Genomic DNA, 26805 nt, shown 5'->3' with positions numbered 1-26805 from the left:
GTGCCACCCAAAACGGTAATTTCGACCGAAGCGGGCGTACAATACCCACACGCGGAAAAAATTACCGAATTGGGGTACGGCATGAATCTACCGGGGACGCTGCGGGACGTGGCGGACGTGATTGGCGAGGAACGAGCCTTGTATTTGGTTCGTAACTGGCCTACCGCTTATCGGGCTGGGAAGCCTGGCCGCCAATCCATCCGCATTTCGGTCTATGTGCCTAAGCGGTTCCGTGGCGGCCATGCGCTTATCGACGTGCTGGGCCAGGAAGAAGCCCAGCGGATGGTGGATGCGTTCGGCGGCGAATGCCTGCATCTGCCGAACTGCACGGGAAACCGTGGTGGGCGTCCGCCGAGAAACCCACACGGGGAATCTATCGCGGAACACGCCGACAATCTGGCCACCATTCCACATGGGGCCATGAGCATGCCTAACAAATCGCGCGGGGCTGCCGCGTATGTATGACTTCCTGCACAAGCACTTCCCTGGGTTCGAGTGGGCCGCTGCTGCCCTTGTCGGCGCCCTGGTCGCTGTGCCATTCCACGACGAACTGAAGACGCGACGCGGTTTCGCTGTGTTCGTGCTTACGGGCGTGGCCTGCGGTTACTTCCTTACGGGAATGGCAGCGCGCTATTTCCACATCGAGCCGGAATCAGCCGGTGGCGTGGGCTTCCTGCTTGGCGCGTTCGGCGGTTCGATGCTGTCGGCAATCCAGCGGGCTATCCGCGATGCCGATTTGTGGAGCCTGGTGAAAGCCCGTTTCGGGGGTGACAAGTGACCACAGCCGCAATCAACGTGTGCGCCGCATCCATCCTGATCGTGTGGGCCGTGTGGTGCGGTATGTCCCGAAGTGTAAATGACGGCGTGATCGGCAAAGCCATTTATGCCGTCATCGCGATGGCCAGTTTTTCCGTGGCGAAACAGCCCAGCGATAACCAGGCGGCCTTTACGGTCCTGCTGGTGACGTTCGCAATGCTGGGGATTCGCCATTACTTCCTGCGTAAGTTCAAGGGGAAATTCAAGTGGCTGTAAATAACCTGATCGCAAGCCAATCCTGCGTGGACCGCATCAAGGCCACGGAAGAACTGCGTTTGGTGGGCTATCTGTGCCCTGCTGGCGTTCCTACCGATGGCTGGGGCCATACGGGTCCGGAAGTTCGTGTGGGCCGCCAAATCACGCTGGCGACAGCGCAGGCGAACTTCGATGGCGACCTGTACCGAAAGGCCGAACAGCCGATTCTTAACAGCGTGAAAGTCCCGCTGAACCAGAACCAGTTCGATGCGCTGGTTTCCCTGGTCTTCAATATCGGCGCTGGCAATTTCGCTTCCAGCACTCTGCTGCAAAAGCTGAATAACCGCGACTATGCGGGCGCTGCTGGCCAGTTCCTTGTCTGGAACAAGGTGCGCGATCCGCATACGAAACAGCTTGTGGTTTCCAATGGCCTGTCTGCGCGACGTGCTGCTGAGAAAGCCACTTTCGAAACGGCGGTGGCGTGATGCGCTTATTCATTTCGAAGGAAGCCGCGAAGCTGACCGGCGCAACCCATGAAGGCACGATTTGCGGCGTGCCTGTTTGGATGGGTGTTCAGGACGATGAAACGGTTTTCGCGTGCGCGAAGTTCGTTCCGTTCGAACTGTGGCTGGGCTTCTGCTGCTGGGCGTTCGATGCGCTTCTGGCGTTCGTGCCGGAAGACCAGGTGGTGGAGTTTCCGATTGTTCAGGGTGAGGCTATCTAGCCTGCCCATTTTCATAACCATAAAGGCTGACTGTGAAAAAACTTCTGAAGACGCTTCTTGATATCGCCGCCCTTCCCGTCGTTTATTTCGGCGGGTTTTCGGACGCAACCAATCACCGAAGCCCCTACCTGTTTCCGTGCCTTTACGTGGGCGTGGCTATTGTCGTTGCGGCTGTCCTGGCAGTGAAGGAAGCGCGCAAGGCTAAGGCGGCAGCGTAATGAGCATTTACGCGAAGGGCGTGGCGGTCCTGCTGGCCATCCTGGCGCTGGTGGCGTTCGGATGGCGCGAGCATCACCAGGGCTATGTGGCGGGCCAGGCTGAAGTCCAGGCGAGATGGGATAAGCAGACGGCGGCCATCGATACGGCGGCCACGGCTGCCATTCAACAGGCGGCAAGCGATGCGCTGGCCAATACGCGGGCTGCATCGGTGGCAGCGGATACGGCAGCACAACACCAGGCCGAACAGGCCGATTTCAAGAAAGCCATTATCAAACGGGTGAGCGAGTATGCGGAACGACAAACTACCGAAGGCAGCGCGGCTGCTGGGGCTGCTGGCGCTTCTGGCGTTTGCCAGCTTGACGCTGATGGGCTGCGCATCTGGAACGATGCAAACGCAGGCCGTGCAGGTGGTGCAGCCGCAGGCGCATCCGACGATTCGGGCAAGTCTGCTGGTGCCGTGCAGTGATGCTGGCCCCGCTACTTCTGGCCGCCTGGCTGATCTGCTTTCCAATCACGTGGACGTGGCGCTGGCATTGGCGGATTGCAGGCAGCGCCAGGCTGATTTGTCCGCAGCGGTGCGTGGGCAGAAAGGTATTGACGTGCTGCCGTAGCCTGCCATCCCGGTATGCGTACTGGCATGGCTATGCGGCAGGCATGACGGACGCAGCGCCGACCATTCCATACAGGCGCAGCAGGATGCTGGGCCATACGTGGGAAGCGTGGACGGCTGGCTGGTGGGCGGGCAGCGAAGGATTGACATTGCGCGGGGTGGCGTGGTATGCGCGGATGTGTTATCCACAGCCTTCGCACGATGGTGGTGCAGATGCGTGAGTTATCCACAGCCTCGTTTCGCATCGTGAGATATCCACAGATTGTCCACAGCCTTGTAAAATTTACGGGTCCTTCCTGGGGCCAGTGCCCTGCGGGGGCCAAGCACTCGCGTTTTAAAAAATCTGCGTGGCTTTTTGAAACTCAAACTATGACTATTGGCCGCTTGTCAAGTGTTTGAGCGTTAACGATAAAAAGAATTTACAGAAATAGTTTACGTATGCAAACACCAGCGAAAGGAACCACGGTAAATCGCGCTGGCCTGGCCGATGTTTTCGGCGTGGCGCTGACCACGATTGACACCTGGGTCCGCTCTGGCTGCCCGGTTGTTCAGAAGGGCGGGCGCGGCCAGGAATGGAAATTCAATACCGCCGCCGTCGCGCGCTGGCGTGAAGAAACCGCCGCCGCAGCCGCTGCGGGCGACGCGCCCGACGATATCGAAAAGCTGGACCTGCGAAAAGCCGCCGCCGAAACCCAAATGGCGGAACTGAAGCTGGCCCAGGCCCGCGCAGAGGTGGCGCCCGTGGCTGAGTTTGAGAAGGCCACCGCACGGTTAATGGCGACCATCCGCGCGAACATAACCAACGTGCCCGCACGCGCCGTGCTGCGCCTGCTTGGCGAAAAGGATTCCGCAACGTTTAAACGCATTCTGAAAGAAGAATTGACGCTTGCGCTTGAGCAGTCCGCCGAAGCGGACTTGGCGCTGGACGATGACGAAGACGGGGAAAACGACGAATGAGCGACAAGGAAATGCGCGCCGAGTATGACGCGCAGCATAACGAATGGCCTGGCCTGGATTGGTTCACTTGGCAATTAGCGTGGCATGCAGCGCGCCCTTCGGCGGCGCCCGCCATCCCTGAAGGCTTCGCCCTGGTCCCGATTCGTCCAAATCAAGACATGTGCTACGCGGGGCAGATTAAGGCCCGCGAGTGGCCGAAATTCCCGCTGCGCATCGCGCCGATTTACCAGGCCATGCTGGCCGCCGCGCCGAAGGCGGGCGAATGACCGCCAAATTCGATCGCCACCGCGCTGCGCGCCTTGCCGATGAACTGGCCGCCGAACTGGCGAAGCTGCAACCCATGCCCATGAGTTTGCAGAAGGCTGGCGACGTTATGACAACGGTCAAATTCTGCATGGAACCGCTGGCGCGTAACCTTCGCGGCGGCCTTTATGAATGCCTGGAACCCGGCCAGGAAATCCCTGCATGGATGAAGGACTGACATGGATAAGCCGGTAGGCATTCTCACGCGCGACGAAGCGAAGGCGCTGGGGCTTCAGCGCTATTTCACGGGAAGGCCGTGCAAGCATGGCCACATCGCATGGCGTGCGGTTTCTAACCATACGTGCTGGGGTTGCATTTCAATCGCAAAGCGCGATGAATACGCAGCAAACCCAGATAAGTCGAAGCAGCGCCGCGCCCGCTATTACTCGAAAAATCGCGAAGCGGAGATTGCATCGATGCGCGCTTATAACGAGAAAAACAAAGAATCGGCAGCCGCAAAAAGCAAAATCCGATATACGGAAAACAGAGATACGAAGCGGGCGAAGGCGCGCGAATGGGCGAAGCTGAATCCAGGGAAGCGCCGCGCGCAGCATATCGAGCGGAAGGCGCGGAAAAAATCCGCTACTCCACCGTGGTATGGGGAGTGGGACATTTTTGTTATGCAGGAAGCGGGCGATTTGTGCGTAAGGCGCGGCGAAGTAACGGGGCGCGAATGGCATATTGACCACATGATTCCGCTTCGCGCCAGGAACGCCAGCGGCCTTCATTGCGCGTCGAATGTCCAGGTTATCCCCGCCGCTTTGAACATGGCGAAGAAAAACAAGATGATTCTTACGCAGCCGCTTGAATGGCTGAAGCACATTTAAGAAAGCCACTTTCATGAATCACCCATTCAGCAACCTGGCTGCCGTCCAAGAAGCGGCGACGCGCGCCGTGCAAAATCTTATCCCGCCTGCGGATATGCTGCCCAGCGAGTGGGCCAGCAAAAATATCCAAATTCCAATCGGTAATGCCGTGCCTGGGCCAATTAATTTCGACAATGCCCCATATCAGCGCGGCATGGTTAATTCTGTGGTTGAGCCAGGAATAAAGCGCGTTACGTTTATGACGGGCGCCCAATTGGGAAAGACCACGACGCAACAGGTTATCACTGGATTTTTCGTGGATCACGACCCGCGATCACAGATTTTTGTGATGCCGACGCAAAATGACGTCCACACTTTTCAGGAAACGAAACTAAAGCCAATGCTCGAAGCCAATCCGCGAATCACGCGGAAAATGGCGAAATCGCGCGGGCGCGATGGCGTGAATAACAGCAGAATGATTTCGTTTGTCGGCGGATTTTTGCTTTTTAGTTGGGCGGGCAGCCCGCGCACTCTGCGAGGACGTTCTGCGCCAATCACCCAGGCCGATGAAATAGACGGCATGGAAATGCTTGAAGGTGAAGGCGACCCGCTTGAACTGCTTGACCAGCGGGCATCGACTTTCGGAGACCTGGCGGTAAATACCGCATCGAGCACGCCGACTGTTAAGGGCCACTCGCGCATCGAAAAGCGGTTCGAAGACGGCGACCAGCGGCGCTATTACGTGCCCTGCCCTGACTGCGGCGAAGGCCAGTATCTGAAATGGTCGCAGGTTTCCTGGGAAGGCCGCGACAACCCGGAAGGCGAGCAAGACCCGGATAGCGCGCGGTATATCTGCGAGCACTGCGGCAGCGCTTGGTCTGACGGCGACAGAATCGCGGCAATCCGTGGCGCCGAAGCAAAGGGATTCGGCTGGAAGGCCGCCAAGCCGTTCAAAGGCCACGCCAGCTTCCATGCGCCAGAAATGCTTTCGACGTTCAGGCGCCTGCGGGATATCGTGCAAAGTTATTTAAACAAGCTTTCCGCAGGTGACTTGCAATCGTTCGTTAATGTCTCGCTTGGCGAAACCTTTGAGGAGACGGCAGAGAAAGCCGACCCTGACAGCCTGTACGCTCGCCGCGAGGAATATACGCATCCCGTGCCGATGCGTGGCCTGTACCTTACCGCTGGCGTGGATATGCAGCCCGACCGCCTGGAAGTCGAAATCGTGGCCTGGGGGTTGTTCGAAGAATCGTTCAGCGTGGCTTATCGCGTGCTGTATGGCGACCCTGATGGCTCGGACGTGTGGAACGACCTGGACGACCTGCTGGCCGAAGAATTCGACCACGAAAGCGGCGCCGCGCTGTCCATTCAGGCCACCTGCCTGGACACTGGCGGCACGGGTGGAAACACGCAGAGCGCCTATGAATACATTCGCGCCCGCCGTGGCCGCAAAATCTTCGCCATCAAGGGCGTGGGCGGATGGGGGCGGCAGATTGTGGAAAAGCCGCAGCGCAAGCAGTCCGGCAAGCACAGCCGGAAAGTGGACCTGTACCTAGTCGGATCGGACGAAGCCAAGCTGGTGGTGATGCGCCGCCTGGCGCTGCAAAAAGTCGGGCCTGGCTACTGCCACTTCCCCGCCGACGACGAGCACGGCCAGGAATACTTCAAGCAGATAACCGCTGAAAAGCTGGTAACGCGCTATGTGAAGGGCTTCCCCGTGCGCGAGTGGCACAAGCCCGAAAAGGCGCGGAATGAAGCCCTGGATTGCCGCGTTTATGCGCTGGCAGCCCTAAAAATCATGAATCCATCGTTTAAACAGCTTGCAAAACGGCTGATTTTGGACGAAAAAACGCCGGAAATCGCCCGAAAACAGCCCGAATCACGCGAGGAATGGGCCGAAAAAACGGCGGAAAGGGCGCTGCTCATAAAGGATGCGCTGGAGAAAGTCCGCGCCGCAACAGCCGAAAAACGGCCAGAAACTAACCCACACGTGGAACCTGAAGCCCCAAAAACAGAGACTAGGCCCATTAAGCGGGCGAAATCTCTAAGTGGCGGGCGCCGTCGCGGAGGATTCGCCACCAACTGGTGACGATGAAAGGCCAATTTCCTGCCAGCCTTCGCGCTGGCGTGACGTTCGATTGCACGCTGAAGCTGAACCGATACCAGGCGCCCGATTGGGCGCTTTCGGTGCTTCTGCGCGGGCCTGCCGCCATCGATATTTCGAGTCAGGCCGATGGCCAGGACCACCATCTGGTGGCCGATGCCGCGACCACCGCCGAATGGATCGCGGGCGATTACGTTTATGCGATTCACGCCATCAATGGCGGCACTGTCCTGGAAATCGAAGGCGGCCAAATCGCCATCCTTCCCAGCCTGGCTGCCATCGCGCCTGGCACTGACGTGCGGACGCATGCGCAGATTGCGCTGGCGAACATCGAAGCCGTTCTGGCTAAGCGTTCCACGCAGGACCAGGAACGCTACACCATCAATAACCGCGAATTGTGGCGCACGCCGCTGGGCGACCTGCTGAAGCTGCGCGATTACTACCGCGCCGAAGTTCGCCGCGAAAAGCAAGCACAGCGCGGCGCCCTGTTCGGTCGGCAAGTAAAGGCGGTTTTCTAAATGGCACTTTTCGATTTCATCCGCTCGCGCGCTGGCCTGCCCGTGGCCGCTCGCGCGCCTGCGCCCGATGCGCGCCCTGCCCGCGCCATGCGCGCCGCAGCCCGCGCCATCCGTTCCGCGTTCTCTTTCAATGCCGCATCCAGCGACCGCCTGAACGGCACGATTCCGGCCGCCCTGCCCGCCGATTGGGTTATCACGCGCAACTACCGCCCGCTGGTGGCACGTTCGCGCGAACAGGCGATGAACAACGACTATGCGAAGGCGTTTCTGCGCATGTGTCGCCAAAACATCGTCGGGCCTAACGGCATCGTGATGAAAGCCGCTTTCAAAAAGGCGGACAACACGCTGGACGCCGACGTTAATGCGGCGCTGAAAGACGCGTTCGAAGAATGGGGCCACAAGCTGAACGCGGACGTTTCGGGCGGCCAGTCCTGGCGTTCGATGCAGGGCGCGGCAGCCGTTAGCGCGGGCCAGGACGGTGAATTTTTCTTCCGCATCGTGACCGGAAAGGATGCTGGCCCGTGGGGTTTCGCGCTGCAAGTCATCGACCCGCTGCGGGTTCCGATTGACTACAACGTGGACAACTACAACCAGAAAAACTTCATTCGCCACGGAATCGAGTTCAACCGCTACGGGCGCCCGCTGAATTACCACCTGACCACGGTGGACGATGGCGAAGCCGAGTATCAGTATGCGGGCGTCGGCTATATCACGGTCCCGGCCAGCGAAATGATTCACGGCTTTCGCCGCGACCTGGTGGGCCAAAAGCGCGGCCTGCCGTGGATGGCCACCGCCCTATTCCGCCTGCGCCACATCATCGGATTCGAAGACGCGGCCATTGTAAATGCGCGTGTTGGCGCATCGAAAATGGGCTTCATCCAGTGGAAGGAAGGCCAGGGGCCGCAAGATGACGAGGCAGACCCGGATATGGAAATCGACGCAGAGCCGGGCGCGTTTCCTGTCCTGCCTGACGGCGCCGAAGTTTCCCCGTGGCTGCCGCAGTATCCCAGCGGCGAATTCCTGCCCGTGTTCAAAACGCTTCTGCGCGGTGCCACCGCTGGCATGGGCGTGGCCTACAACAACTTGGCGAACGACCTGGAAGGCGTGAACTTCAGTTCGATTCGCCAGGGCACGCTGGACGAGCGCGAGCACTGGAAAGAGCTTCAGGAATGGCTAACGGAAGACCTGGTGCAGCCAGTCTTCGAAGCATGGCTGAAATACAGCCTGCTGGCTGGCCGAATCAAGGTAAAGGGAAAGCCGCTTTCACCTGTCCTGTTTGCCGATCTCAAAAAGGCGGTTTCGTGGCAGCCGCGCCGCTGGCAGTGGATCGATCCTAGCGCCGACGTTGCGGCAGCCGTTGATTCGAAAAACAACCTGCTGACAACGCCGAGCCGAATCATCCGCGAGTGGGGCGGCGACCCTAACGAAGTGTTCGCGGAATACGCGGCGGATATCAAGGCGATGGAAGCCGCAGGCATCGACGAAAAATATATTTTGGCCGCCATGAACCAAAAGCTTGTTCAGCCAGTGAATAGCCAAGGTTCCCACCCTAACAGCTAAACGATTATGCCGACGACAAACAAACAACCCGTTTCGCTGCGGGACATTCAGGCCCGTGACAAGGGCATCACCTGGCGCCAGGCCGAGGTGGGCGCCATCGACGCCGAAGCCCGCACGGTGGAACTGGCGTTCAGTTCGGAAGCCGAAGTGGCGCGCTGGTGGGGCATCGAAGTGCTGTCGCACGAACCCGATGCGGTGGACCTGTCGCGCATGAACGATGGCGGCGCCCTGCTGATGGACCACAACCCGCGCGACCAGGTGGGCGTGGTGGAAACGGCCAGCATCGACGCCGACAAACGCGGGCGCGCGAAGGTTCGTTTTGGCCGCAGCGTGCGTGCCAGCGAAGTGTTCCAGGACGTTATCGACGGCATCCGCAAACACATTTCCGTGGGCTATGCCATCAACGCGATGCAGCTTACGGAAGAACGCGAAAACGGCGACCTGGTTTATACGATCACGTCCTGGCTGCCCTGCGAAATTTCGTTCGTGAGCATTCCTGCGGATACGTCCGTGGGCGTGGGCCGCGCACTGGAAAACCCACACGTGGAACCGGAACGCGCTGCGCCCGAAAATTCCAACGTGCATCAAAACATCCCCGTTTCCACACAGGAAAACCGAAGCATGACCGACAAAACGCAGGAAGCGCCGACCATCGACGCCAACGCAGAGCGCCGCGCAGGTGGCGATGCCGAACGCGCCCGCGTTCGGGACATCATCGAAATGGGCGACCAGTACGGCGCAGCCGACCTGGCGCGCGAGTTCGTGAAAGACGGCAAGACCGCTGGCGAGTTCCAGCGCGCCCTGCTTCAGCACGTCGAGCAGCGCCAATCGCGCCCGCTGTCCGAGCAAACGGCGGACGCCGCCGTGGGCCTGACGGACAAGGAAATCGCAGGCTATCGCTTCATGAACGTGGTTCGCGCACTCGCGAATCCGACCGACAAGAAAGCGCAGAACGCCGCCGCATTCGAAATCGAAGCGGGCCGCGCAGCAGCCGACAAGGCAGGCAAGGAAGCCCAGGGCATCATGGTCCCGGCTGAAGTCCTGTCGCGCAACGTGTTCGGCCAGCGTTCGTTCAACGCGGGCACGAACGGCCAAACCGGCGCAGGCAGCACGGGCGGCGCATCGATCGCCACGGAACTGATGGCGTCCGCGTTCGTGGACATGCTGCGCAACAGCACGACCATCATGCAGCTTGGCCGCACGCTTGGCGGCCTGGTCGGCAACGTCGATATCCCGAAGAAAACGGCGCGTTCGCAAGGCTACTGGCTGGGCGAAGGCGACGACGCGACCGAAGGCGAAATCGACCTGGGCCAAATCGCCCTGTCGCCCAAGACGGTGGCCGCGTATTCCGATATCACGCGCAAACTGATGATGCAGTCCAGCCTGGACGTGGAAGCCCTGGTGCGCGCCGACTTGGCCGAAGCCCTGGGTCTGGCCATCGACTACGCGGGCTACTACGGCAGCGGTTCGGCGCACCAGCCGAAGGGGCTTTCGAACTACAACGGCGTGAATGCTGTTGCGTTCGCGGCGGCGAATCCGACCTATGCGGAAATCGTGGCGATGGAAACGGCCATCGCAGCGAAAAACGCGGCGGTTTCGAACATGGCCTATGTGGTCAACGCGACCACGAAGGGCGCAGCGAAGACCACGCAGAAATTCCCGGCAACGCCGACCGGCGCAACGCTGTGGGCCGACGACAACACCATGAACGGCTACCAGACGCGCGTTACGAACCAGCTTGCTGGTGACGACGTGTTTTTCGGCAACTTCGCGGATTTGATTATCGCGCTGTGGGGCGGGCTTGACCTGACGGTGGACACGTCCAGCCTGTCGAAGTCGGGCGGAACGCGCATCGTAGTGTTCCAGGATTGCGATTTCGCAGCCCGCCGCGTTGAGTCGTTTTGCGTGGGCCGCCACACGTCCTAATCGACGGCGGAACAGCGAAGCAGTGAAGTAAGAACGGGCCGCGAAAGCGGCCTGTTTCACACTCAAACATGGGAGTTCTGAAAGTGGCTTTCGAACGCGGTGAAATTCTCGAAGTTATCAGCCCGTTCATGGTGGACGGCGAAATGGTCCTGGCGGGCGACCTGATCGAAGTTCCGACCCGCGACGCGGCGGACCTGAAGGCGCGGAAGAAGGCGCGCACGCCGCAGGACAAGGGCGCGAAGGCAGCCAGTAAAGCGAAGGCCGCCTGATGCCGACGAAGCCCGCCTGGGACGAATTAGACACGTTCCTGGACCCTGACGATTTCGGCAGCGTGGCCACCATCACGCTGAAGGATGGCACGGTGCTAACGGCTGTCGGGCTGCTGGATGAACCTGGCCTGGCTGCCGCATTGGGCACGTTCCAGCAGGACACGACGCGCCCTGTTTTCACCTGCAAATACGCGGACGTTTCCCGCGTGCGCCGTGGCGATTTGTTCCTGATCGAAGGCAAGGAATACGACGCCCATAAATCGCCGCACCAAGACGGCCACGGTTTAGCCGCCATCGAACTGGAGCCGCATCTTGCCATTCCTGGAAATTGACGAGCGCGGCAGCCTAGAGCAAGTTGCGCACGATCTGGCCGCCACGCAGAAGGAAATCGACAAGGCGCTGGCGTCCACGCTATCGAAAATGGCGACCTGGCTTCGCGCCAAGTCTGTGCGCGAACTTGCCAAGCATCTGAAACTTCCGCCGAAGGAAGTAAAGCGCCGTCTGAAGACTTTCCGTCTGCGCCGGAACGCGCGCGGTAAGTCCGTGACCGTCTGGTATGGCCTGGACCCGATGGGCGTTATTCACCTGGGCGCCTGGGAAGAAAGGGCGATGGCGGGCGGGGTTCATGCGTTTGGCGAGCGGTTTTACCAGGGCGCGTTCATCGCGAACGGGCGCGCGGGGAATGGCGGCGCAGCCGCTTCGAACAAGCAGGTATTCCAGCGCGTCGGAAAGTCGCGCCTGAAAATCAAAAAGGTAACCGCGGACCTGGGCGACGAAGCGCAGAAATATATCGAAGACCACCTGCTGGGCGGGTTTGCCTTCGAACAGCGGTTTTACATGGTGTTTGAACGGGAATTGAAATGGCGCCAATCGAAGTAACCATAGCGGGCTACCAGGGCGCCATCTGCGCGCAGCTTCAGGCCGCCTTCCCTGACTTCAAGCTGGTGGAATTCGACCGCGAGGAAGACGACCGCGACGAACTGGAAGCGGAAGACTTGCCCGCCCTGCTGCTGGATTTCACCGAGTTCGAAACGGCGGAAGAACACGAAGACAGGGGAACGGGCCAGCTTCCCATCCGCTGCCGCCTGGAAGCGCGCCTGGTGCTGCCGTACAGGGCCGCCAGGGCGAAGACCTACGCGCGAACGATGGCCGCTGCTATCGCCGCCTGGCTGCGAGCGAAACGCTTTACCGCCGATGGCGTCCGCACGGAACCCGCCCACCCTATCGGCGCCTGGCGCGACGATTTCGCGGGCCAGGATCGTTACGTGGTTTGGCGCATCGAGTGGACGCAGGTTATTCAAATCGGCACGAACATTTATGCGGATGAAGTCCTGCCCGTGCCATGCGTGCGCTTCAGCTTCGCGCCGGATATCGGCATCGAGAACAAACAAAAATACCGGCCCGTTTAAACGCTATGAGCGCACAAGACATAGGCGAATTGCAGCGCCAGATTTCCCAGCTTCTGCGCATCGGCACGGTGGTGCAGGTGGTGGCTGGAACCGATACGGCCATTGTTGAAATCGGCGGGGTTCAGTCCGATCCGATGCAATGGGCTGTCCAGCGCGCTGGGCCGGATGCGTCTTGGTGGGCGCCGGAACCTGGGGAACAGGTGGTGATTTTCGCGCCATACGGCGACCCGGCGCAGGCCATCATCCTGTTTTCGCTCTATCAGGATTTGTATGCGGCGCCGTCCACGAATCCGAACGTGCGGCGCACGACCTATAAGGACGGCGCGGTGGAGCAGTACGACCGCAGCGCGCATGCCTATCTGTTGTCGATTCCCAGCGGCGGCAGCTTCACGGTGCAGGTGGGCGGTTCCTCTATGGTGCTGACGGACGGAAAGCTAACGCTGAATGTCTCGCAGCTTGAGCATGTGGGCGACGCGGCCACATTCGACGGAACGGCCACCATCAAAAAGCTGCTGTCGTGGCTGTCTGGTGTGGCTGGCAACGCGGGCGGAAGCGGCGGGAATAACGCCATCGTGGGCGGGGTGAATGTCACGGGCGGAGATGTGGTTGTGGACGGCATCGGCACGAAATCCCACCACCATAACGAGCACGACGGACCGCCGACAAGCGCAGCCCAGGCATAACCCACACGTGGAACCGGGGGCTGGCAAACGCCAGAATCCCTGGCATGAACGGGACAAGTGCCACCACTGGAAAGCCACTTTCAGGAATCGACCACCTGCGGCAATCCATCGCTGACATTCTCACGACGCCGATAGGCAGCCGTGTGATGCGCCGCGACTACGGCAGCGACTTGCCCAAGCTGATTGACGCGCCCATGAACCTGTCCACGCTGTCGCGCATCTATGCCGCGACCGCCAGGGCACTTGCGAAGTGGGAACCGCGCTTCAAGACCACAAAAATTTCCGTTTCGAGCGCCGCGCCTGGCCAAATCGTCTTCGATCTTACGGGCATTTACCTGCCTGATGGCCAGCGCGTGACCATCGACGGCATACGGGTTTCCTAATGGCGAATGCTTATGTAACGGTGGACCTATCCACCCTGGCGGCGCCGGAAATCATCGAATCGCTGGATTACGAAACCATCCTGGCTGACATGCTGGTGGACCTGATCGCACGAGATTCGACATATACCGCGCTGGTGGAATCCGACCCGGTTTATAAGGCGCTGGAAGTCGCTGCGTATCGTGAATACATGCTGCGCCAGCGCGTGAATGAAGCGGCTAAGGCGCTGCTGCTGGCGTTCGCCCAGGACACTGACTTGGACCAAATCGGCGCGGGCATGGATATGCAGCGCCTGACGCTGACGCCCGCCGACGATACGACCGTTCCGCCCACGGCTGCCGTGATGGAGTCGGACGACGACTATCGCGCCCGTATTCAAATGTCGCCAGAAGGCTACACGAACGCGGGCAGCATCGGCGCCTATACGTTTTTCGCGCTGTCCGCTGACGGCATGGTGCTGGACGTAAGCGTGACCGTTCCGCAGCCTGGCACGGTGATGGTTTCTGTGCTGTCGCGCGATGGCGATGGCACGGCTGCGCAGCCGCTGATCGACACGGTAACGGCTGCGCTGAACGATGAAAAGGTTCGCCCGCTGTGCGATACGGTACTGGTCCAGTCTGCCGCCATTCTGAACTACAGCATCAACGCCACGCTTGAAATCTACGCGAGCGTGGACAAAGACGCGGTGCTGGCCATCGCGCAGGCGAATGCGCAGGACTACGCGAATTCCGTCCACAAGTGCGGCCAGGCGCCGACCCTGGCAGGCGTCTATGCGGCGCTGTTCGTGACTGGCGTTCAAAACGTGACTCTGAACGCGCCAGGCATCCAGGCGGATATGGTGGCGGGCGACACGCAGGCATCGTACTGCACGGGCATTTTGCTTGCCACGCAGGTGGTTTCGTAAGTGGCTGATATCACCCTTCTGCCGCCGAACGCCACAGCGCAGGAAGTCGCGCTGGAAGGCGCTATGGCGCGAATCAGCGATGTGCCAGTCCCGCTGCGCACGCTGAACAACGAAAACACGCTTGCGCTGAATCTGCTTCCCTGGCTGGCATGGGCGCGCGCCGTTAATGAGTGGGATTCGAAATGGTCCGAATCGACTAAGCGGGCGGTGATTGCAGCAAGCATCCCGCTGCATCGTCTGAAAGGCACTATCTATTCCATCAAATTGGCGCTGTCTTCGGCTGGCTATCCGGACGCGCAAATCATCGAAGGCACATCGCGAAACACCTATAACGGCGCGATTCAGCACGATGGAACGACCACATACGGCCAGCCCAGCACGACAAGCTGGGCATATTACCGCGTCATTTTGGGCCATCCAATTTCGAACGCGCAGGCCGCCCAGGTGCAGCGAATTCTGCGCAACACGGCGCCCGCGCGCTGCGTTCTCGCGTCCCTGGAATTCAGCAAGGTGGCGGCGACCTATGACGGAACGCTGACTTACAACGGCGCATTTAATTACGGGATTGTTTCCTAAATGGCAAATCAACCAGAAGCAGACCAGTACGATGCTGGCGTTTATCAGCTTGAGCAGACAGACCCTGTTCTGGCTGGCCTGGGCGGGATCACGAATAAGCCGCTGCTGAACCTGGCGAACCGCACGAAATACCTTTATCAGCGCATCCAGGAAATTCTGGGCGTGAATAAAGGCTATTCGGTCGCGGGCGGCACGGCTAACGCCATCACTGCGATTTACACGCCCGCCATCACCACGGTGGTGGACGGCATGGTGTTGCGCTTCAAGGGCACGGCGGCAAATACTGGCCCTGCCACCTTCACGCCGAACAGCGCGACAATCGCAGCACAAGCGATTTACGGCATGGACCATGCGCCGCTGCTGGGCGGCGAAATCGTGGTGAATGGCGAATGTGAAGTGCAGTTCGATGCAGCACTGAACAGCGGCGCTGGCGCCTGGGTTCTGGTTCGCAACAGCGGCGGCAGCCGGAACGGCATCACGGCGGCAATCAGCGACTACACGAACCGTTACGCCACCACTAAGTTTGTGCTGAATCAGGCTTCGTCAAACCTGCCGCAGAGCATGACGGCTGCGGGCGCTGTTGGTACGTCCGCGAGTTTCTCGCGCGAGGATCACGTCCACCCGCAAGTGGGCGTTACGCCCGCGCTGGGCGACAACAGCTTGAGCCTGGCAACCACAGAATTTGTGCAGCGCCTGGCGGGGAATTTTCAGGCGTGCCAAAGCATCACGGGCAGCATAACGCTGGCGCTCGCGCAGTCCGGAATGTTCTTCGAACTTGCGGCGGGCACATACACGGTGACGCTTCCCGCGCCGACAACGAAAAACCTTCGTTACACCCTGTACGGCGCTGCTTCGGGCGTGGCCGCCACTTTGGCGACGCCTTCGGGCAGCATCTACTGCGCAGGCGTGGCGCGTTCCTCAATGGCGCTGGGCGGGTTCGTGGTGCTTGACCTGATTTCCGATGGCGGCAATTGGGTGGCGTTCAACGCTGGCCCGACTGTATCGCTATCCAATTCTGGTTATCAAAAGCTGCCATCGGGGCTGATTATCCAGTGGGCGCAGGCTGCCTGCGCTGCTGGCGCGACCACCACCACAGCATTTCCCATCGCCTTCCCAACAGCGTGCCTGAACGTCGCGGGGAGTGGTTACCAGGCGGCTGGCAATCAGCAGGCGTATGCCGTTGTCAACGGGAAGACGGCGGCCAATTTCACCTGGAACGCGTTTCTTGCGGCCGGAGGATCGGCGCCGACACTGGCCGCCACTGGTGGCGCCGTTCAAATGTGGTATATCGCAATCGGGTATTGATATCATGCGCCAAAAACAAGCAGCATACGACAGCAGCGGCGCGATTTTCGCGTTCTACGACACCATCGACAGCCCTGCGCCGGAAGGCGTGGACACTATCGATATTTCGGAAGCCGAATGGCAGGCCGCCATCGAGTCGCAGCGTTACACGGTGGTTAATGGCGTGTTGACGCCGCCCGCCGCGCCCACCGCCGCAGAACTTCTGGCCGCCGCGCAAAGCGCCAAGGTGGCAGAACTGTCCGCCGCCTGCAAGGCCGCCATCTATGCGGGCTTCACGTCCAAGGCGCTGGGCGCGTCCTACAGCTACCCGGCGAAGGACACGGACCAGCAGAACCTGGCTTCGAGCGTTATCGATTCGCTGCTGAACGCATCAAACGCAGAATGGGCCACGCCGTTCTGGTGCGCGGATGCATCGGGCGCCTGGGCATTCCGCATGCACACGGCTGCGCAAATCCAGCAGGTTGGCAAGGAAGGGAAGGCCGCCATTCTGTCCGCGATGGCCCGCAATCAGTCCCTGGCTGCCGCTGTTATGGCTGCCGCCACGGTGGATGAAGTAGACGCCATCGCCTGGGCCTAACCGATGCTGTCTAGATGGTTCTGGAACGTCCTTATCGCCATCGACCAACTAGGCAACGCGCTAACCCTTGGCGACCCTGACGAAACCATTTCGAGCAGGGCAGCCAAGGCCCAGGCAAAAGGCCGCCGATGGGGTTGCATCCTATGCCGCGCGCTGAACCTGATTCAGCGCGACCACTGCCAAAGATCACTGGAACCAGACGAAGGCGCCCGCGCCATCATTCCAGACTGAAAGCCACTTTCAGCAGCGCCAGTTTGGCCACCTTCGGGTGGCCTTTTTTGTTGAAACCCACACGTGGAACCAAGGGCCGCGCAAACGGATGATTACGGCAATATCCCGGAGGCTTTAGCCAATAATGAGCACAGACTTTTTGCATGGCGTCGAGTACCAGGACATTGACGACGGTTCGCGCACTATCAGCATCGCGTCGAGTTCTGTTATCGGCATCATCGGCACGGCGCCGAATGCCGATCCGGCGGCATTCCCGCTGAACACGCCCGTACTTATCGCGGGTTCGCGCGTGGATGCTGCCAAGCTGGTGGCCCTGACCACTTCCGTGGACAACGGAACGTTGCCTGACGCCATCGATACGATTCTGGACCAGTCCAGCGCCGTTATTATCGTGGTGCGCGTGGACGTGGCCCAGGACGCAGCGGCGCAGCGTGCGCTGGTTATCGGCGGCACGGACGCAAACGGCAATTACCTTGGCATCCAGGCGTTTCTGGCCGCCGAGCATTTGACCGGTTCGAAGCCGCGCATTCTGCTGGCGCCTGGCTTCACGCATCAACGCATCGCCAATGGCGTTTCCACGCTGACCGTGGGCAACCAGGGCGCAGGCTACACGGACGGCAGCTATCCGGTGACGTTCTCGGGTGGCGGTGGCGGCACGGGCGCGGCGGCCACGGCGACCGTGAGCGGCGGCAAGGTGGCGAGCGTTCAAGTTACCAAGGGCGGCAGCGGCTATACCGCCGCGCCCACGGCAGCGCTTCCCGCTGGCGCAGGCACGCCGACCACCGCCGCGACGCTTACCGCCACGGTGGGCATCGTCGCCAATGCTGTGGTGGCCGAAATGATCGGACCGGCAACGATGCTGCGCGCCGTCATCATCGCGGACGGTCCGAGCACGACCGATGCGGACGCCATCGCCTATGCGGGCGACTTCGGCAGCGAGCGCATTTACCTGGTTGACCCGACCGTAACGAAGACGGACGACAGCGGCAACAACGTTATCGCCTATTCCAGCCCGGTGGCCGCTGGCCTGCTGGCGCAATCGGACAACGCGCGGGGCTTCTGGTGGTCGCCTTCGAACCTGGCCATTAACGGCATCACGGGCACGGGCCGCGCCATCGATTTCCGCATGGGTGACACCACCTGTCGCGCAAACCTGCTGAACGCCGCGAACGTTGCGACGATCATTCGCCAGGACGGTTTCCGCCTGTGGGGCAATCGCACGCTGGCCAGCGATCAAAAATGGCAGTTCCTGTGCGTGGTCCGCACTCGCGACATTATCGCGGATTCGCTGATGGCGGCGCATCTGTGGGCGGTGGACCGTGGCATCACGAAAAACTACATCAATGATGTGGTGGAAGGCGTGAATGCGTTCCTGCGCAACCTGACGGCGCGCGGCGCAATCCTGGGCGGTAACTGCTGGGTGGACGCATCGCTGAACACGCCCGACCAAATCGCGGATGGCCACGTGTATTTCGATTTCGATTTCACGCCCACCTATCCGTCCGAGCGCGTAACGTTCCGTGGCCATATGACGAACGGCTACATCACCAGCATCTTTTCGACTTCGGGAAACTAAGCCGTGGCCATCCAAGACATTCGCAAGTATTTCAATGCCTTCGTGGACGGTCGCGGATACGCGGGCAAGTTCGAAGAAGTCAACCCGCCGAAAATCACGGCAAAGATGGACGAATTCACGGGCGGCGGCATGTTCGCGCCTGCGGAAATCATCATGGGCATGGAAAAGCTGGAAGCAGACGTGACCAGCCGCGCCTATGACAAAAACCTGTTGGGTTCGTTCGGCGTGACCGAAGGATCGGAAATCACGATTTCCCTTCGCGAAGCCCTGGAAGACCAGGACGGCACGGAAACGGGCGTGGTGCATACGATGCGCGGCAAGGTTAAGGAACTGGACCAGGGCACGGTCCAGCCTGGCCAGGCCGCCAAACTGAAGGTTTCGTTTGCGCTGACCTATTACAAGCTGGTCCACGGCGGCACCACGGTGCTGGAAATCGACACCATTAACATGGTGTTTAAGCAGAACGGCACGGACAAGCTGGCGAACATTCGCAACCTGCTGGGCATCTAAGAACCGCGAACGGCCAGGGCTTCGGTCCTGGCTGAAAGTGGCTTTCAAAAATACAAAGGAATTCGAATCATGGCTGGCAGCCGCAAAAACACGGAACAGAAACCGGAAGACTTCGTGCAGCATCACGATGGCCACGCATCCATCACGCTGTCGCGCCCTATGAACGTCGGCGGCGCACCTGTCACGGCGCTGAAAATGCGGGAACCGCTGCTGCGCGACCAGGTGGCGATGCAGGAACAGAAGGGCACGGACCTGGAACGCGAAATTTTCCTGTTCGCGAATCTCTGCGAAATCACGCCCGACCAATTGAAGGCGCTGCCGGTGCGCGACTATAACCGCATCGTGGCGGCCTACGTGGGTTTTCCTTCCTAGCGCCCGAATTCATCCGACGCGGAGCGCTTACCCTGGCCAGCCATACCGGCTGGGGTGAATCGGAAATCATGGCCATGCCGTCTTCGCGGTTCGTGTGGTGGCTGGACGGGCTAAAGGAACTGCAAGGGTAATGTCTAACAAGCGGCTGAACGCTTCAATCATCATAGGCGGTTCGATCACCAGCGGCCTGAAAGGCGCTTTCGGTTCGACCACGACCGCCCTTCGCGAAATCGGAAAGGAAATTCGCGAAGTAGCAGCCCGCCAGCGCCTGCTGGGAAAGTCCATTTCTACCCTGCGCGACGCAGGCAAAGACGTGGACAGCCTGCGTTCCAAATACGCGCAGACCGTTACCACCATCGACCGCCTGCGCGCGGCGCAGGACAAGTTAAACCGCTCGCAGGAACGCTATGAAAAAATGCGTTCCGTGGGCGGCAAACTCGCTGGTGCGGGCGTGGCTGCTGGCGCCACTGGCCTGGCGATGGGCGGGGCGCTGTCGAAGGGCATCCATGCCGCCATCGAGCGCGAAAACGTGGTGGCTGTTATCCGCAATTCGGGCGTTTCTAAGCATGATGCTGATGAAATGATCGGCGCTGCGGAGCGTTCCAAACAGTTTGGCGTTTCTGTCACGAAGGCCACGGATACCGTTAGCGAACTGCGCACGGCGCTTGGCGATGCCCACCACGCCATCGAAGCGCTGCCGACCGCGCTAAAGGCCATTTCAGGGCTGAAGCTATACGACCGCTTGCACCACACGGACCTGGCTTCCGGTGATTCGGCCTACCAAATGGCGAAGGTGGCGGAAGAACGCGGCGGCGCTGCCGACCCTGCGGCCATGCGTGAAAAATACAATTGGGGCTTTAAGGCGCTGACCGGTTCCAATGGCAAGGTGACAGTTAGCGACCTGCTGACCGCATCGCGAACAGGTAAGGCCGCAGCGCAGGCCATGAGCGACGAAGCATTCTATGGCGATACGTTCCTTCAGCAGATGATGGGCGCCGACCGTTACGGCACGTCAGGCAGCACGCTGGTTAATTCATGGATCGGCGGCCACCAGACGCATGGCGCCTTCGATCACATGATGCAGCTTGGTCTGTTGAATCGGTCGGGCGTGAAGTTCGACAAAACCGGCAAGGTGAAAACCGTTTCGCCTGACGCGCTGATCGATGCGCAGACGTTCCTAAAAGACCCACAAACCTGGGTTGACCGGCATTTGATTCCGCTGGCGAAAAAGCGTGGCGTGGATACAAGCGACCCGGCGCAGGTGTTGGCTTTCGTTAATGCCATCGCGTCGAATACTAACGCCGCCAGCATGCTGGTTAATCGCGTGCTTTTCAGTTCGAACATTTGGAAGGACCGTCGAAACGTCCTGCAAGCCGCAGGCTATGAAGAATCCGACCAGGCTAACCAGAAGTCCACGGCGGGCAAAATCGATAACGCGCATGCACGCCTGGACGATGCCCAGGAACGTGTGGGGCGCGTGCTGACGCCTGCACTTGCCAGCGCAATGGAGCGCGTAGCATCGGCGCTCGAGTCCGTGAATCACTTCGCGGACGAAAACCCGCGATTCATGAAGGCTGTTGTTATCGGCATCGGCGGGCTTACGGTGGGCGCCATTGCGGCGGCGCCCGTGCTGACGGCAGCGGGCGGGGCGCTTACGCTGATGGCGGGCATCAAACTGGCGCGCACCGTCGCATCCCTTAAGGAACTGGAAGGTGCGGCCAATGGCGTAAGCGGCGCGGCTGGCGGTGCGGCTAAGGGCGTGCTGGGCTTCGTCGGCAAGCTGGGCCTGGCTGCCGGTCTTGCTGGCATTGCGCTGGAAGCCGCGAAGGCTGCGGGCCTGCCCGATGTGGACGAAGACCAGGGCAAAAAAGATATGGCGAAGGGCGACTGGCTGGCCGCATCGTTCCACATGCCCGCTGGCCAGTTCCTTAAGGCGCGTTTCAGGAACCTGATGGGCTGGGATAAGGACGAAATGCCCGCGCCCGCAGCGAAGACGGCAGGCGGCACAACGCAGGATAACCGCCAATACAACATCAATTTCCACCAGCAGCCTGGCCAGTCCGGTAAGGACGCGGCGCTGGAAGTTAGCAGGATGCTAGGCGTTCCGCAGCCGCGCCTGGGTTCTGGCCTTTACGACAGCGGATTCTAAGCATGGCGAACGATAGCGGTAACAGCCCCGTTTTGATGGTGCTGGATGACTTCCAGTTTTCGCTAAACACCATTGTGTTTCAGGAATGGCAGCGCACCACGGGCTGGAAGTGGCCAGCGCAAGAACGCTTCGGCCAAATGGACGCGCTGCAATTCACGGGACCGGAAAACGACACGCTGGTTTTGCCTGGCGTGCTGTATCCGAACTGGAAGGGCGATATCGAAAGCCTGGACGCGCTGCGGCAAATGGCCGACCAGGGCAGCCCTTACCAGCTTGTCGATAGCATGGGCTTTGTGCAGGGCCGCTGGGTTATCGAAAAGCTGGACGAAAAGCAGGCGGCGCACGACACCAGCGGCACGCCGCGCAAAGTGGAGTTCTCGCTGTCACTGAAGAAATTCGATGATGGCGAAACCGCCAGCGATGCCAGCGATATCCTGGATAACGCATCGAGCGCGGCGGGCGCGGTGACCGGCGCCACATCATCGACCGCCAGCGCGCTGTCTGGTTTTTCCGGCATGGTGAAGTCCGTTCAATCGACGGCGGCCACGGCGCTGGGCAGCCTGAAAAGCGCGGCGGCGCAGGTAACGGCTGCCGTGGCGCCGGTGATGGCCGAAGCGGCCAGCGCAGTGGGCGCGCTGAACCGATCCATCGATGTGGTGAATGACCTACGCGCGACCGCCGCAGACGTGGCCGCACAAGTTAAATCCATCGGCACGGTGGCGGGCGCATTGAGCGGCACGAAAACGCTGATGGATAAAGTTGGTGCGCTGGGTTCTCACGCGGCATCGGCCACGCGCGTGGTGGATAACATCAAGCTGATGGCGAGCGGGATTCCGGCGAGCGCCACCAGCGCGCTTGACGCGGCATCGACGGCAACCACGGGCGTTTCTTCTCTGCTGGCGAGCACGGAAAGCGCCGCAAACTCGCTGCTTAAAAAGCTGACTTCATGAGCCTGACTTACATTACCCGCGATGGCGACACGCTGGACTATATCGCCTGGAAGCAATACGGCGCGGCCACCACCGCAATCGTGAATGCCCTGCTGGCCGCTAATTTCGGCCTGGCTGACCTGGGGCCGGTTCTGTCGGCTGGCGTTTCCGTGGTGCTGCCGACCATCGACGCCGACACGAAGAAAGCGACCACGCAGGAGGTAACGCTGTGGACGTGAATGTGCTTCCCGCTTATACCGTGACCGCGAACGATTCGGACATTACGGCCATCATCGCGGAACGGTTCGTTTCGCTGGACCTGGTGGACGAATCGGGCGAGAACGCCGACAAGCTGGAAATCGTCCTGGCGGACAGCGACCCGCAAAAGCCCATCGCGCTGCCGCCCACGGGCGCCGAACTGGCGCTATCGCTGGGATACGCGGGCGCCCTGCAAGCGAAAGGCATTTTCGTCTGTGACGATGTGAGCATTCAAGGCTGGCCGCAGCAGCTTGTTATTGGCGCGAACGCTGCGCCGTGGGATCAAACGCCGAAAGGCAAAGTGGATTTTCAGAGCCATAAGACGCGCGCCTGGAAGGTGGGAACCACCATTGGCGCGATGGTCCAAAAGATGGCCAGCGAACACGGCATGGATGCGCTGGTTTCCGGCGACCTGGCCAGCGTGAATCTGCCGCATATTGACCAGTCCGAAGAATCGGATATGAATTTGCTGCTGCGAGTGGCGAAGAAATACGACGCCATAGCGAAGCCTGCGGGCGGCAAGCTGATTTTCACGAAGCGGGGCGCGGCCACGACCGCGAGCGGCGCAGCGCTGCCCACAATCTCCATCACGGCGGATATGTGCGGGGCGTTCAGCATGCGACGATCAACGCGCGAATCGGCTGGTACGGTGGTGGCGTATTACCACGCCAAGCGAGCGGCAAGGCGCCACGAAGTAACGGCTGGCACTGGCGAACCAGTTAAGCGCTTGAAGCAGTATTTTCCCACGCAGGAAATGGCGCTGGCCGCCGCCAAGGCCGAACTGGCGCGGCGGGCGCGCGGAGCGTTCAGCCTGTCCATCAACACGCCAGGCGATCCGCGCATCACGGCGGAATGTCTGCTGGAACTGTCCGGATTCCGAAAGGACGTGAATGGCACCTGGCTGGTGAAGCGCGTTCGCCACTCGCTTTCGAAGGCTGGCTATCGATGCGTTATCGATTGTGAACTGCCGAACAGTGATGGCGAAGTGGAAGACGTGATGAACGGGACCGTTTCGGACAACGCAGAATAATAAGCACTTGCGCAGCCCAATTTCCGCAGGTAAAATTTACTTTCTTGCTGTGAATCCTTCCCGGTGTAGCAGCTTGCTGGCGCATCCCCCGGTGTAGCCAATCAGCCGATACAGTGGAAACCGCTGTGGCTGCGGAGCGCGCAGAAACTGCCGTTCAAGTCTCCGACGAAAAACCCGCCGCGTGCGGGTTTTTTCACGTCTGCGCTATCCAGAAGAACGAAACACCATCGCGCGACCGCGCCACGCGCCCGTGGCGCCGCTGGCGGGCTGTCGCTGGCGCCAGACTATCCAGAAGGACAAAGCAGGCCGCTGGCGCGGCCTGCTGGTGGCTTACTCTGTTTCTTCCGGTTCATCCGCCGCATCGGTTTCCATCGCGCCGTGGTCGGGGCAGTGGGGCGGGCCGACTTCGAGCCAGCGCGCGGTAACGCGCACGGTGTAGCCACATTCGGCGCAGCAGGCTTTAATCAGCCGCGTTTTCTGCTTTTTCTTCTGGTTAGAACTGGCCTTCCCGGCATCCAGGCCAGAACCTTCGCCGCCTTCTTCGCCGCCGTCGCCACTGCCGCCCGCCGTGGGCCACGACAGCTTCGCATGCGGGATCGGGCCAAGTTCAGAGATGAACGGCGCGACCCAGGCGGAAAACACGGGGCTGGGCATGCTGTGCGTAACGGGGCGTTCCAGGCCGATGGCCAGCGCCATTTTCAGGAAATCGCCCTTGTGGCCGCACTCGAACCCCACCGCCGCGTGGATCAATTCGTGTGCGAGCGTGGCCGCGATACGGTCGGATTCTTCGCTGCCACGGATGGGCGAAATCAGGATTTCGAAACGGTTATCTGCGCTGGTGCTGCTGTGCCAGCATTCGCCGCTTACCTGCATCGACTTGCCCGAAGACGTGAAACCCACCGCGACGCGGAAGGGCGGCACCTTCATGCCCAATTCTTCGAAGCGCGGCAGCATTTTTGCGGCCATCGCGTTAAGCCAGGTTTCCCGGTTCATGGTCTGCATGTGAAAGCCCCTTTCTTTTGTTTGTGATAGCGTTTAAACGCAGTGAGCACAGTATATGTGTTTGCTTTTGGAAACACAAGTGGGCGCAAAAAAGCCCGCGCTGGGCGGGCTTCTGCCGGGCTGGGTAACCGCTCAAAACGGGATATCATCGTCCATTTCATCGAACCCGCCGCCGCTGGGCTTCGATGCGGGCGGGCGCTGCTGGCCGCTGGATGCGGGGCGCGCGCTTCGCTCGCCACCTTCCTGGCTGCCGCCTTCACGGCGACCGCCAAGCATCAGCATTTTGTCCGCGCGAATTTCGGTGCTGTACCGTTCCACGCCTTGCTGGTCCGTCCACTTGCGGGTTTGCAGGCTGCCTTCGATGTACACCTGCGCGCCCTTGCGCAGATATTCATTCATGATTTCGGCCAGCTTGCCGAACGCACTAACGCGATGCCATTCCGTGCGTTCCTTCCGTTCGCCGCTTTCTTTGTCCTTCCAGCTTTCTGAAGTCGCGATGCGAAGCGACGTTACTGCATCGCCGCTGGGCAGATATCGGCTTTCAGGATCGGCGCCAAGGTGGCCGATCAATTCGACTTTATTAAGGGATGCCATGTAGTTTTCGATTCTGTGGGGCGTGCTGCGGTTAGGCGAACGTGGACGGCTGCGCTACAGCGCGCGTCAATTGCATGAAGCCCAGGCGCAGGAATCGAATGCCTTCCTCTTCCCAGCCCATCGCTTCGATGGCGACCGCCTGCAATTCTTCGTCGCCCTTCGCTGCGGTGTACTGCTTCGCTGTGCGGCGCTGAACTTCATCCACCAGCTTTTTCGTTTCTTCCCCGTGCGCCTTGATTCGGTTAATCAAGTCGATATCGGCCTGGTCAAGTTCGCGATACCCGCTGATTTGTTTGTGCTGATTATCCATTTTTATGCCTGTTTTCCCGGTGTAAAAACCGCCAGAAGGCCATCTGGCGGTAAGCCTAAATTATCGCTTAAATCTGTCGAATTCGCGAGCACAATTAGGACCACAAAACAGTCTTTCATTGTCGCCCGCAAACTCTTCCCCGCACTTCGGGTTATGACAAAAACCCGAAGGTACAACCAGCGCCGATGCCTTGGCGCGTTCCCTTTGAACCTGCATGGCCTGGGCCAGATCGATTTCGATTCTGTCCTGCGCCGCGTCGAGCAAATCAGGCATGGTGAGCGCGTTCCATTGCGATGACTGCGCCAGCCAGGTACACGATGGAACCAAGCAATTCGCGGATCGCAGCATCATGCTGAAGGCGCTGCGATTCTTCGGATTTCTTGAACGCCTGAAACAGCAGGGCGCCGACGCCGAACCGCTTTGCGCCTTCCTGCATAACCTGCGAATCGAACGGTTCGCCATCCTGCGCGTGGCGTTCCTTTCCCTTTCCGTGCGCGGCCTGCGCGAACGCGCGCGCCAGCACTCGGGCCAGGCTTTGATAGCCAGGCGCGTCCAGAATCACGGCATCGTCCCGAATGTCAAAAACCTTCGCCATATCCTGCTGGACCGCTTCGCGCGTGATGCCCAGGGCGGTGGCCGTCGCATCGAATTCGTCGGGCAGCTTCACGGCTTCCACCATCACCACCAGATCAATGTCCGATTCGTGCAAATGCCACGTGCGCGACATTTCGGATTCGTTGCCGTCCAGCATCACTACGATGGACGATCCTTTGACGTTCAGGACCGTGCCTTGGCGGCCTGCAACGGGGCTAACTTTCGCGACTACGCGATCACCTTGTTCGAACTTCATGCGCCCACCTGTGCATTCAAATCTGCCAGTTCCTTCCCACCAGCTTGCGCTGCCGTGCGCTGCCGATCGAATTCAGCCGCGCTATTCTTCAGACTTTCGGGACATTTGCCGTCCGCATTGATGGCCTTGCGGATTTTCGCGGGGAGCGCCAG

At 60.3% G+C, this 26805-nt stretch carries 37 protein-coding genes; 32 read left to right on the top strand and 5 right to left on the bottom strand.

The genetic code is table 11. The features are described from left to right. The 32 genes from AWB77_RS36245 to AWB77_RS33020 all read left to right on the top strand — a co-directional run bounded on the left by AWB77_RS36245 (position 1) and on the right by AWB77_RS33020 (position 23897). Complete coding sequence (locus AWB77_RS36245; protein WP_157694968.1) at positions 1-465, top strand: hypothetical protein; 465 nt, start codon at positions 1-3, stop codon at positions 463-465. After that, positions 458-778, top strand: coding sequence for a hypothetical protein (locus AWB77_RS33175; RefSeq protein WP_061138687.1), 321 nt, complete (start codon positions 458-460; stop codon positions 776-778). Before AWB77_RS36245 ends, AWB77_RS33175 begins: the two co-directional genes overlap by 8 nt. Further along, positions 775-1032 carry a hypothetical protein gene (locus AWB77_RS33170; protein WP_061138686.1) on the top strand — a complete coding sequence of 86 codons (258 nt, stop codon included), beginning with the start codon at positions 775-777 and terminating at the stop codon, positions 1030-1032. The genes AWB77_RS33175 and AWB77_RS33170 overlap by 4 nt, the downstream gene beginning before the upstream one ends. Further along, entirely contained in the window at positions 1023-1496 is a 474-nt protein-coding gene (locus tag AWB77_RS33165; protein ID WP_208601596.1) for a lysozyme, read from the top strand. The genes AWB77_RS33170 and AWB77_RS33165 overlap by 10 nt, the downstream gene beginning before the upstream one ends. Next, positions 1496-1735 (top strand): hypothetical protein, encoded by a 240-nt coding sequence (locus AWB77_RS33160; protein WP_061138685.1) that lies wholly within the window; start codon positions 1496-1498, stop codon positions 1733-1735. Before AWB77_RS33165 ends, AWB77_RS33160 begins: the two co-directional genes overlap by 1 nt. A gap of 32 nt (positions 1736-1767) precedes the next feature. Further along, the gene (locus tag AWB77_RS33155) at positions 1768-1953 is read left to right on the top strand and encodes a hypothetical protein (RefSeq protein WP_061138684.1); all 186 of its coding nucleotides are present in this window, start codon (positions 1768-1770) and stop codon (positions 1951-1953) included. After that, positions 1953-2420, top strand: coding sequence for a hypothetical protein (locus AWB77_RS33150; protein ID WP_061138683.1), 468 nt, complete (start codon positions 1953-1955; stop codon positions 2418-2420). The genes AWB77_RS33155 and AWB77_RS33150 overlap by 1 nt, the downstream gene beginning before the upstream one ends. A gap of 582 nt (positions 2421-3002) precedes the next feature. Next, positions 3003-3521, top strand: coding sequence for a DUF1441 family protein (locus AWB77_RS33145; RefSeq protein WP_061138682.1), 519 nt, complete (start codon positions 3003-3005; stop codon positions 3519-3521). Then, a complete protein-coding gene (locus AWB77_RS33140; RefSeq protein WP_061138681.1) occupies positions 3518-3787 on the top strand; it encodes a hypothetical protein in 270 nt (89 codons plus the stop codon). Before AWB77_RS33145 ends, AWB77_RS33140 begins: the two co-directional genes overlap by 4 nt. Beyond that, positions 3784-4002, top strand: coding sequence for a hypothetical protein (locus AWB77_RS33135; protein ID WP_061138680.1), 219 nt, complete (start codon positions 3784-3786; stop codon positions 4000-4002). The genes AWB77_RS33140 and AWB77_RS33135 overlap by 4 nt, the downstream gene beginning before the upstream one ends. Position 4003: 1 nt before the next feature. After that, positions 4004-4651 carry a hypothetical protein gene (locus tag AWB77_RS35255; RefSeq protein WP_061138679.1) on the top strand — a complete coding sequence of 216 codons (648 nt, stop codon included), beginning with the start codon at positions 4004-4006 and terminating at the stop codon, positions 4649-4651. 13 nt (positions 4652-4664) lie between these two features. Beyond that, positions 4665-6719 carry a phage terminase large subunit family protein gene (locus AWB77_RS33125; protein WP_061138678.1) on the top strand — a complete coding sequence of 685 codons (2055 nt, stop codon included), beginning with the start codon at positions 4665-4667 and terminating at the stop codon, positions 6717-6719. Positions 6720-6721: 2 nt separating this feature from the next. After that, a complete protein-coding gene (locus tag AWB77_RS33120) occupies positions 6722-7252 on the top strand; it encodes a hypothetical protein (RefSeq protein WP_061138677.1) in 531 nt (176 codons plus the stop codon). After that, positions 7253-8812, top strand: coding sequence for a phage portal protein (locus tag AWB77_RS33115; RefSeq protein WP_061138676.1), 1560 nt, complete (start codon positions 7253-7255; stop codon positions 8810-8812). A 6-nt stretch (positions 8813-8818) separates the two neighbouring features. Next, a complete protein-coding gene (locus AWB77_RS33110; protein WP_061138675.1) occupies positions 8819-10738 on the top strand; it encodes a phage major capsid protein in 1920 nt (639 codons plus the stop codon). Between the two features lie 83 nt (positions 10739-10821). Further along, positions 10822-11007 (top strand): hypothetical protein, encoded by a 186-nt coding sequence (locus tag AWB77_RS33105; RefSeq protein ID WP_157694967.1) that lies wholly within the window; start codon positions 10822-10824, stop codon positions 11005-11007. Next, the gene (locus AWB77_RS33100; protein WP_061138673.1) at positions 11007-11339 is read left to right on the top strand and encodes a head-tail joining protein; all 333 of its coding nucleotides are present in this window, start codon (positions 11007-11009) and stop codon (positions 11337-11339) included. Before AWB77_RS33105 ends, AWB77_RS33100 begins: the two co-directional genes overlap by 1 nt. Beyond that, positions 11320-11886: a hypothetical protein gene (locus AWB77_RS33095; RefSeq protein WP_061138672.1), complete on the top strand. Its 567-nt coding sequence runs from the start codon at positions 11320-11322 to the stop codon at positions 11884-11886. Before AWB77_RS33100 ends, AWB77_RS33095 begins: the two co-directional genes overlap by 20 nt. Next, positions 11868-12416: a hypothetical protein gene (locus tag AWB77_RS33090; RefSeq protein WP_061138671.1), complete on the top strand. Its 549-nt coding sequence runs from the start codon at positions 11868-11870 to the stop codon at positions 12414-12416. Before AWB77_RS33095 ends, AWB77_RS33090 begins: the two co-directional genes overlap by 19 nt. Before the next feature lie 5 nt (positions 12417-12421). Next, positions 12422-13099, top strand: coding sequence for a phage baseplate assembly protein V (locus AWB77_RS33085; protein ID WP_061138670.1), 678 nt, complete (start codon positions 12422-12424; stop codon positions 13097-13099). 44 nt (positions 13100-13143) lie between these two features. Next, a complete protein-coding gene (locus AWB77_RS33080; protein WP_061138669.1) occupies positions 13144-13482 on the top strand; it encodes a GPW/gp25 family protein in 339 nt (112 codons plus the stop codon). Then, complete coding sequence (locus AWB77_RS33075; protein WP_061138668.1) at positions 13482-14384, top strand: baseplate assembly protein; 903 nt, start codon at positions 13482-13484, stop codon at positions 14382-14384. Before AWB77_RS33080 ends, AWB77_RS33075 begins: the two co-directional genes overlap by 1 nt. Beyond that, positions 14385-14960 carry a phage tail protein I gene (locus AWB77_RS33070; protein WP_061138667.1) on the top strand — a complete coding sequence of 192 codons (576 nt, stop codon included), beginning with the start codon at positions 14385-14387 and terminating at the stop codon, positions 14958-14960. Continuing rightward, positions 14961-16265: a gp53-like domain-containing protein gene (locus AWB77_RS33065; protein WP_061138666.1), complete on the top strand. Its 1305-nt coding sequence runs from the start codon at positions 14961-14963 to the stop codon at positions 16263-16265. 4 nt (positions 16266-16269) lie between these two features. Beyond that, on the top strand, positions 16270-16842 hold the full coding sequence (locus tag AWB77_RS33060; protein WP_244158736.1) for a DUF4376 domain-containing protein: 573 nt from the start codon (positions 16270-16272) through the stop codon (positions 16840-16842). A 355-nt stretch (positions 16843-17197) separates the two neighbouring features. Next, the gene (locus AWB77_RS33050) at positions 17198-18649 is read left to right on the top strand and encodes a phage tail sheath subtilisin-like domain-containing protein (protein WP_061138664.1); all 1452 of its coding nucleotides are present in this window, start codon (positions 17198-17200) and stop codon (positions 18647-18649) included. Between the two features lie 3 nt (positions 18650-18652). Further along, complete coding sequence (locus AWB77_RS33045; protein WP_061138663.1) at positions 18653-19159, top strand: phage major tail tube protein; 507 nt, start codon at positions 18653-18655, stop codon at positions 19157-19159. Between the two features lie 69 nt (positions 19160-19228). After that, on the top strand, positions 19229-19531 hold the full coding sequence (locus AWB77_RS33040; protein ID WP_061138662.1) for a phage tail assembly protein: 303 nt from the start codon (positions 19229-19231) through the stop codon (positions 19529-19531). Positions 19532-19661: 130 nt separating this feature from the next. Continuing rightward, positions 19662-21680, top strand: a complete 2019-nt coding sequence (locus AWB77_RS33035) for a phage tail tape measure protein (protein ID WP_061138661.1) — start codon at positions 19662-19664, stop codon at positions 21678-21680. A gap of 2 nt (positions 21681-21682) precedes the next feature. Then, entirely contained in the window at positions 21683-22630 is a 948-nt protein-coding gene (locus AWB77_RS33030) for a phage tail protein (RefSeq protein ID WP_061138660.1), read from the top strand. Continuing rightward, positions 22627-22848, top strand: a complete 222-nt coding sequence (locus tag AWB77_RS33025; protein WP_061138659.1) for a tail protein X — start codon at positions 22627-22629, stop codon at positions 22846-22848. Before AWB77_RS33030 ends, AWB77_RS33025 begins: the two co-directional genes overlap by 4 nt. Further along, the gene (locus AWB77_RS33020) at positions 22839-23897 is read left to right on the top strand and encodes a contractile injection system protein, VgrG/Pvc8 family (protein ID WP_244158735.1); all 1059 of its coding nucleotides are present in this window, start codon (positions 22839-22841) and stop codon (positions 23895-23897) included. Before AWB77_RS33025 ends, AWB77_RS33020 begins: the two co-directional genes overlap by 10 nt. 330 nt (positions 23898-24227) lie before the next feature. On the opposite strand, the gene AWB77_RS33015 is transcribed toward AWB77_RS33020, so the two are convergent. From AWB77_RS33015 to AWB77_RS32995, 5 genes are all read right to left on the bottom strand, one after another. Next, complete coding sequence (locus AWB77_RS33015; RefSeq protein ID WP_061138658.1) at positions 24228-24899, bottom strand: SprT family zinc-dependent metalloprotease; 672 nt, start codon at positions 24897-24899, stop codon at positions 24228-24230. A 132-nt stretch (positions 24900-25031) separates the two neighbouring features. Then, the gene (gene ssb, locus AWB77_RS33010) at positions 25032-25493 is read right to left on the bottom strand and encodes a single-stranded DNA-binding protein (RefSeq protein ID WP_061138657.1); all 462 of its coding nucleotides are present in this window, start codon (positions 25491-25493) and stop codon (positions 25032-25034) included. Between the two features lie 31 nt (positions 25494-25524). After that, positions 25525-25803 (bottom strand): Acb2/Tad1 domain-containing protein, encoded by a 279-nt coding sequence (locus AWB77_RS33005; protein WP_061138656.1) that lies wholly within the window; start codon positions 25801-25803, stop codon positions 25525-25527. A gap of 60 nt (positions 25804-25863) precedes the next feature. Continuing rightward, the gene (locus AWB77_RS33000) at positions 25864-26076 is read right to left on the bottom strand and encodes a hypothetical protein (RefSeq protein WP_061138655.1); all 213 of its coding nucleotides are present in this window, start codon (positions 26074-26076) and stop codon (positions 25864-25866) included. Next, positions 26069-26653 carry a hypothetical protein gene (locus tag AWB77_RS32995; RefSeq protein WP_061138654.1) on the bottom strand — a complete coding sequence of 195 codons (585 nt, stop codon included), beginning with the start codon at positions 26651-26653 and terminating at the stop codon, positions 26069-26071. The genes AWB77_RS33000 and AWB77_RS32995 overlap by 8 nt, the downstream gene beginning before the upstream one ends. Positions 26654-26805 lie beyond the last annotated feature (152 nt).

The sequence above is a fragment of the Caballeronia fortuita genome (assembly GCF_001544835.2).
Lineage (GTDB): Bacteria > Pseudomonadota > Gammaproteobacteria > Burkholderiales > Burkholderiaceae > Caballeronia > Caballeronia fortuita.
The sequence above is the reverse complement of the archived record's forward strand: the minus strand, read 5'-3'. Positions and strand labels throughout refer to the sequence as shown.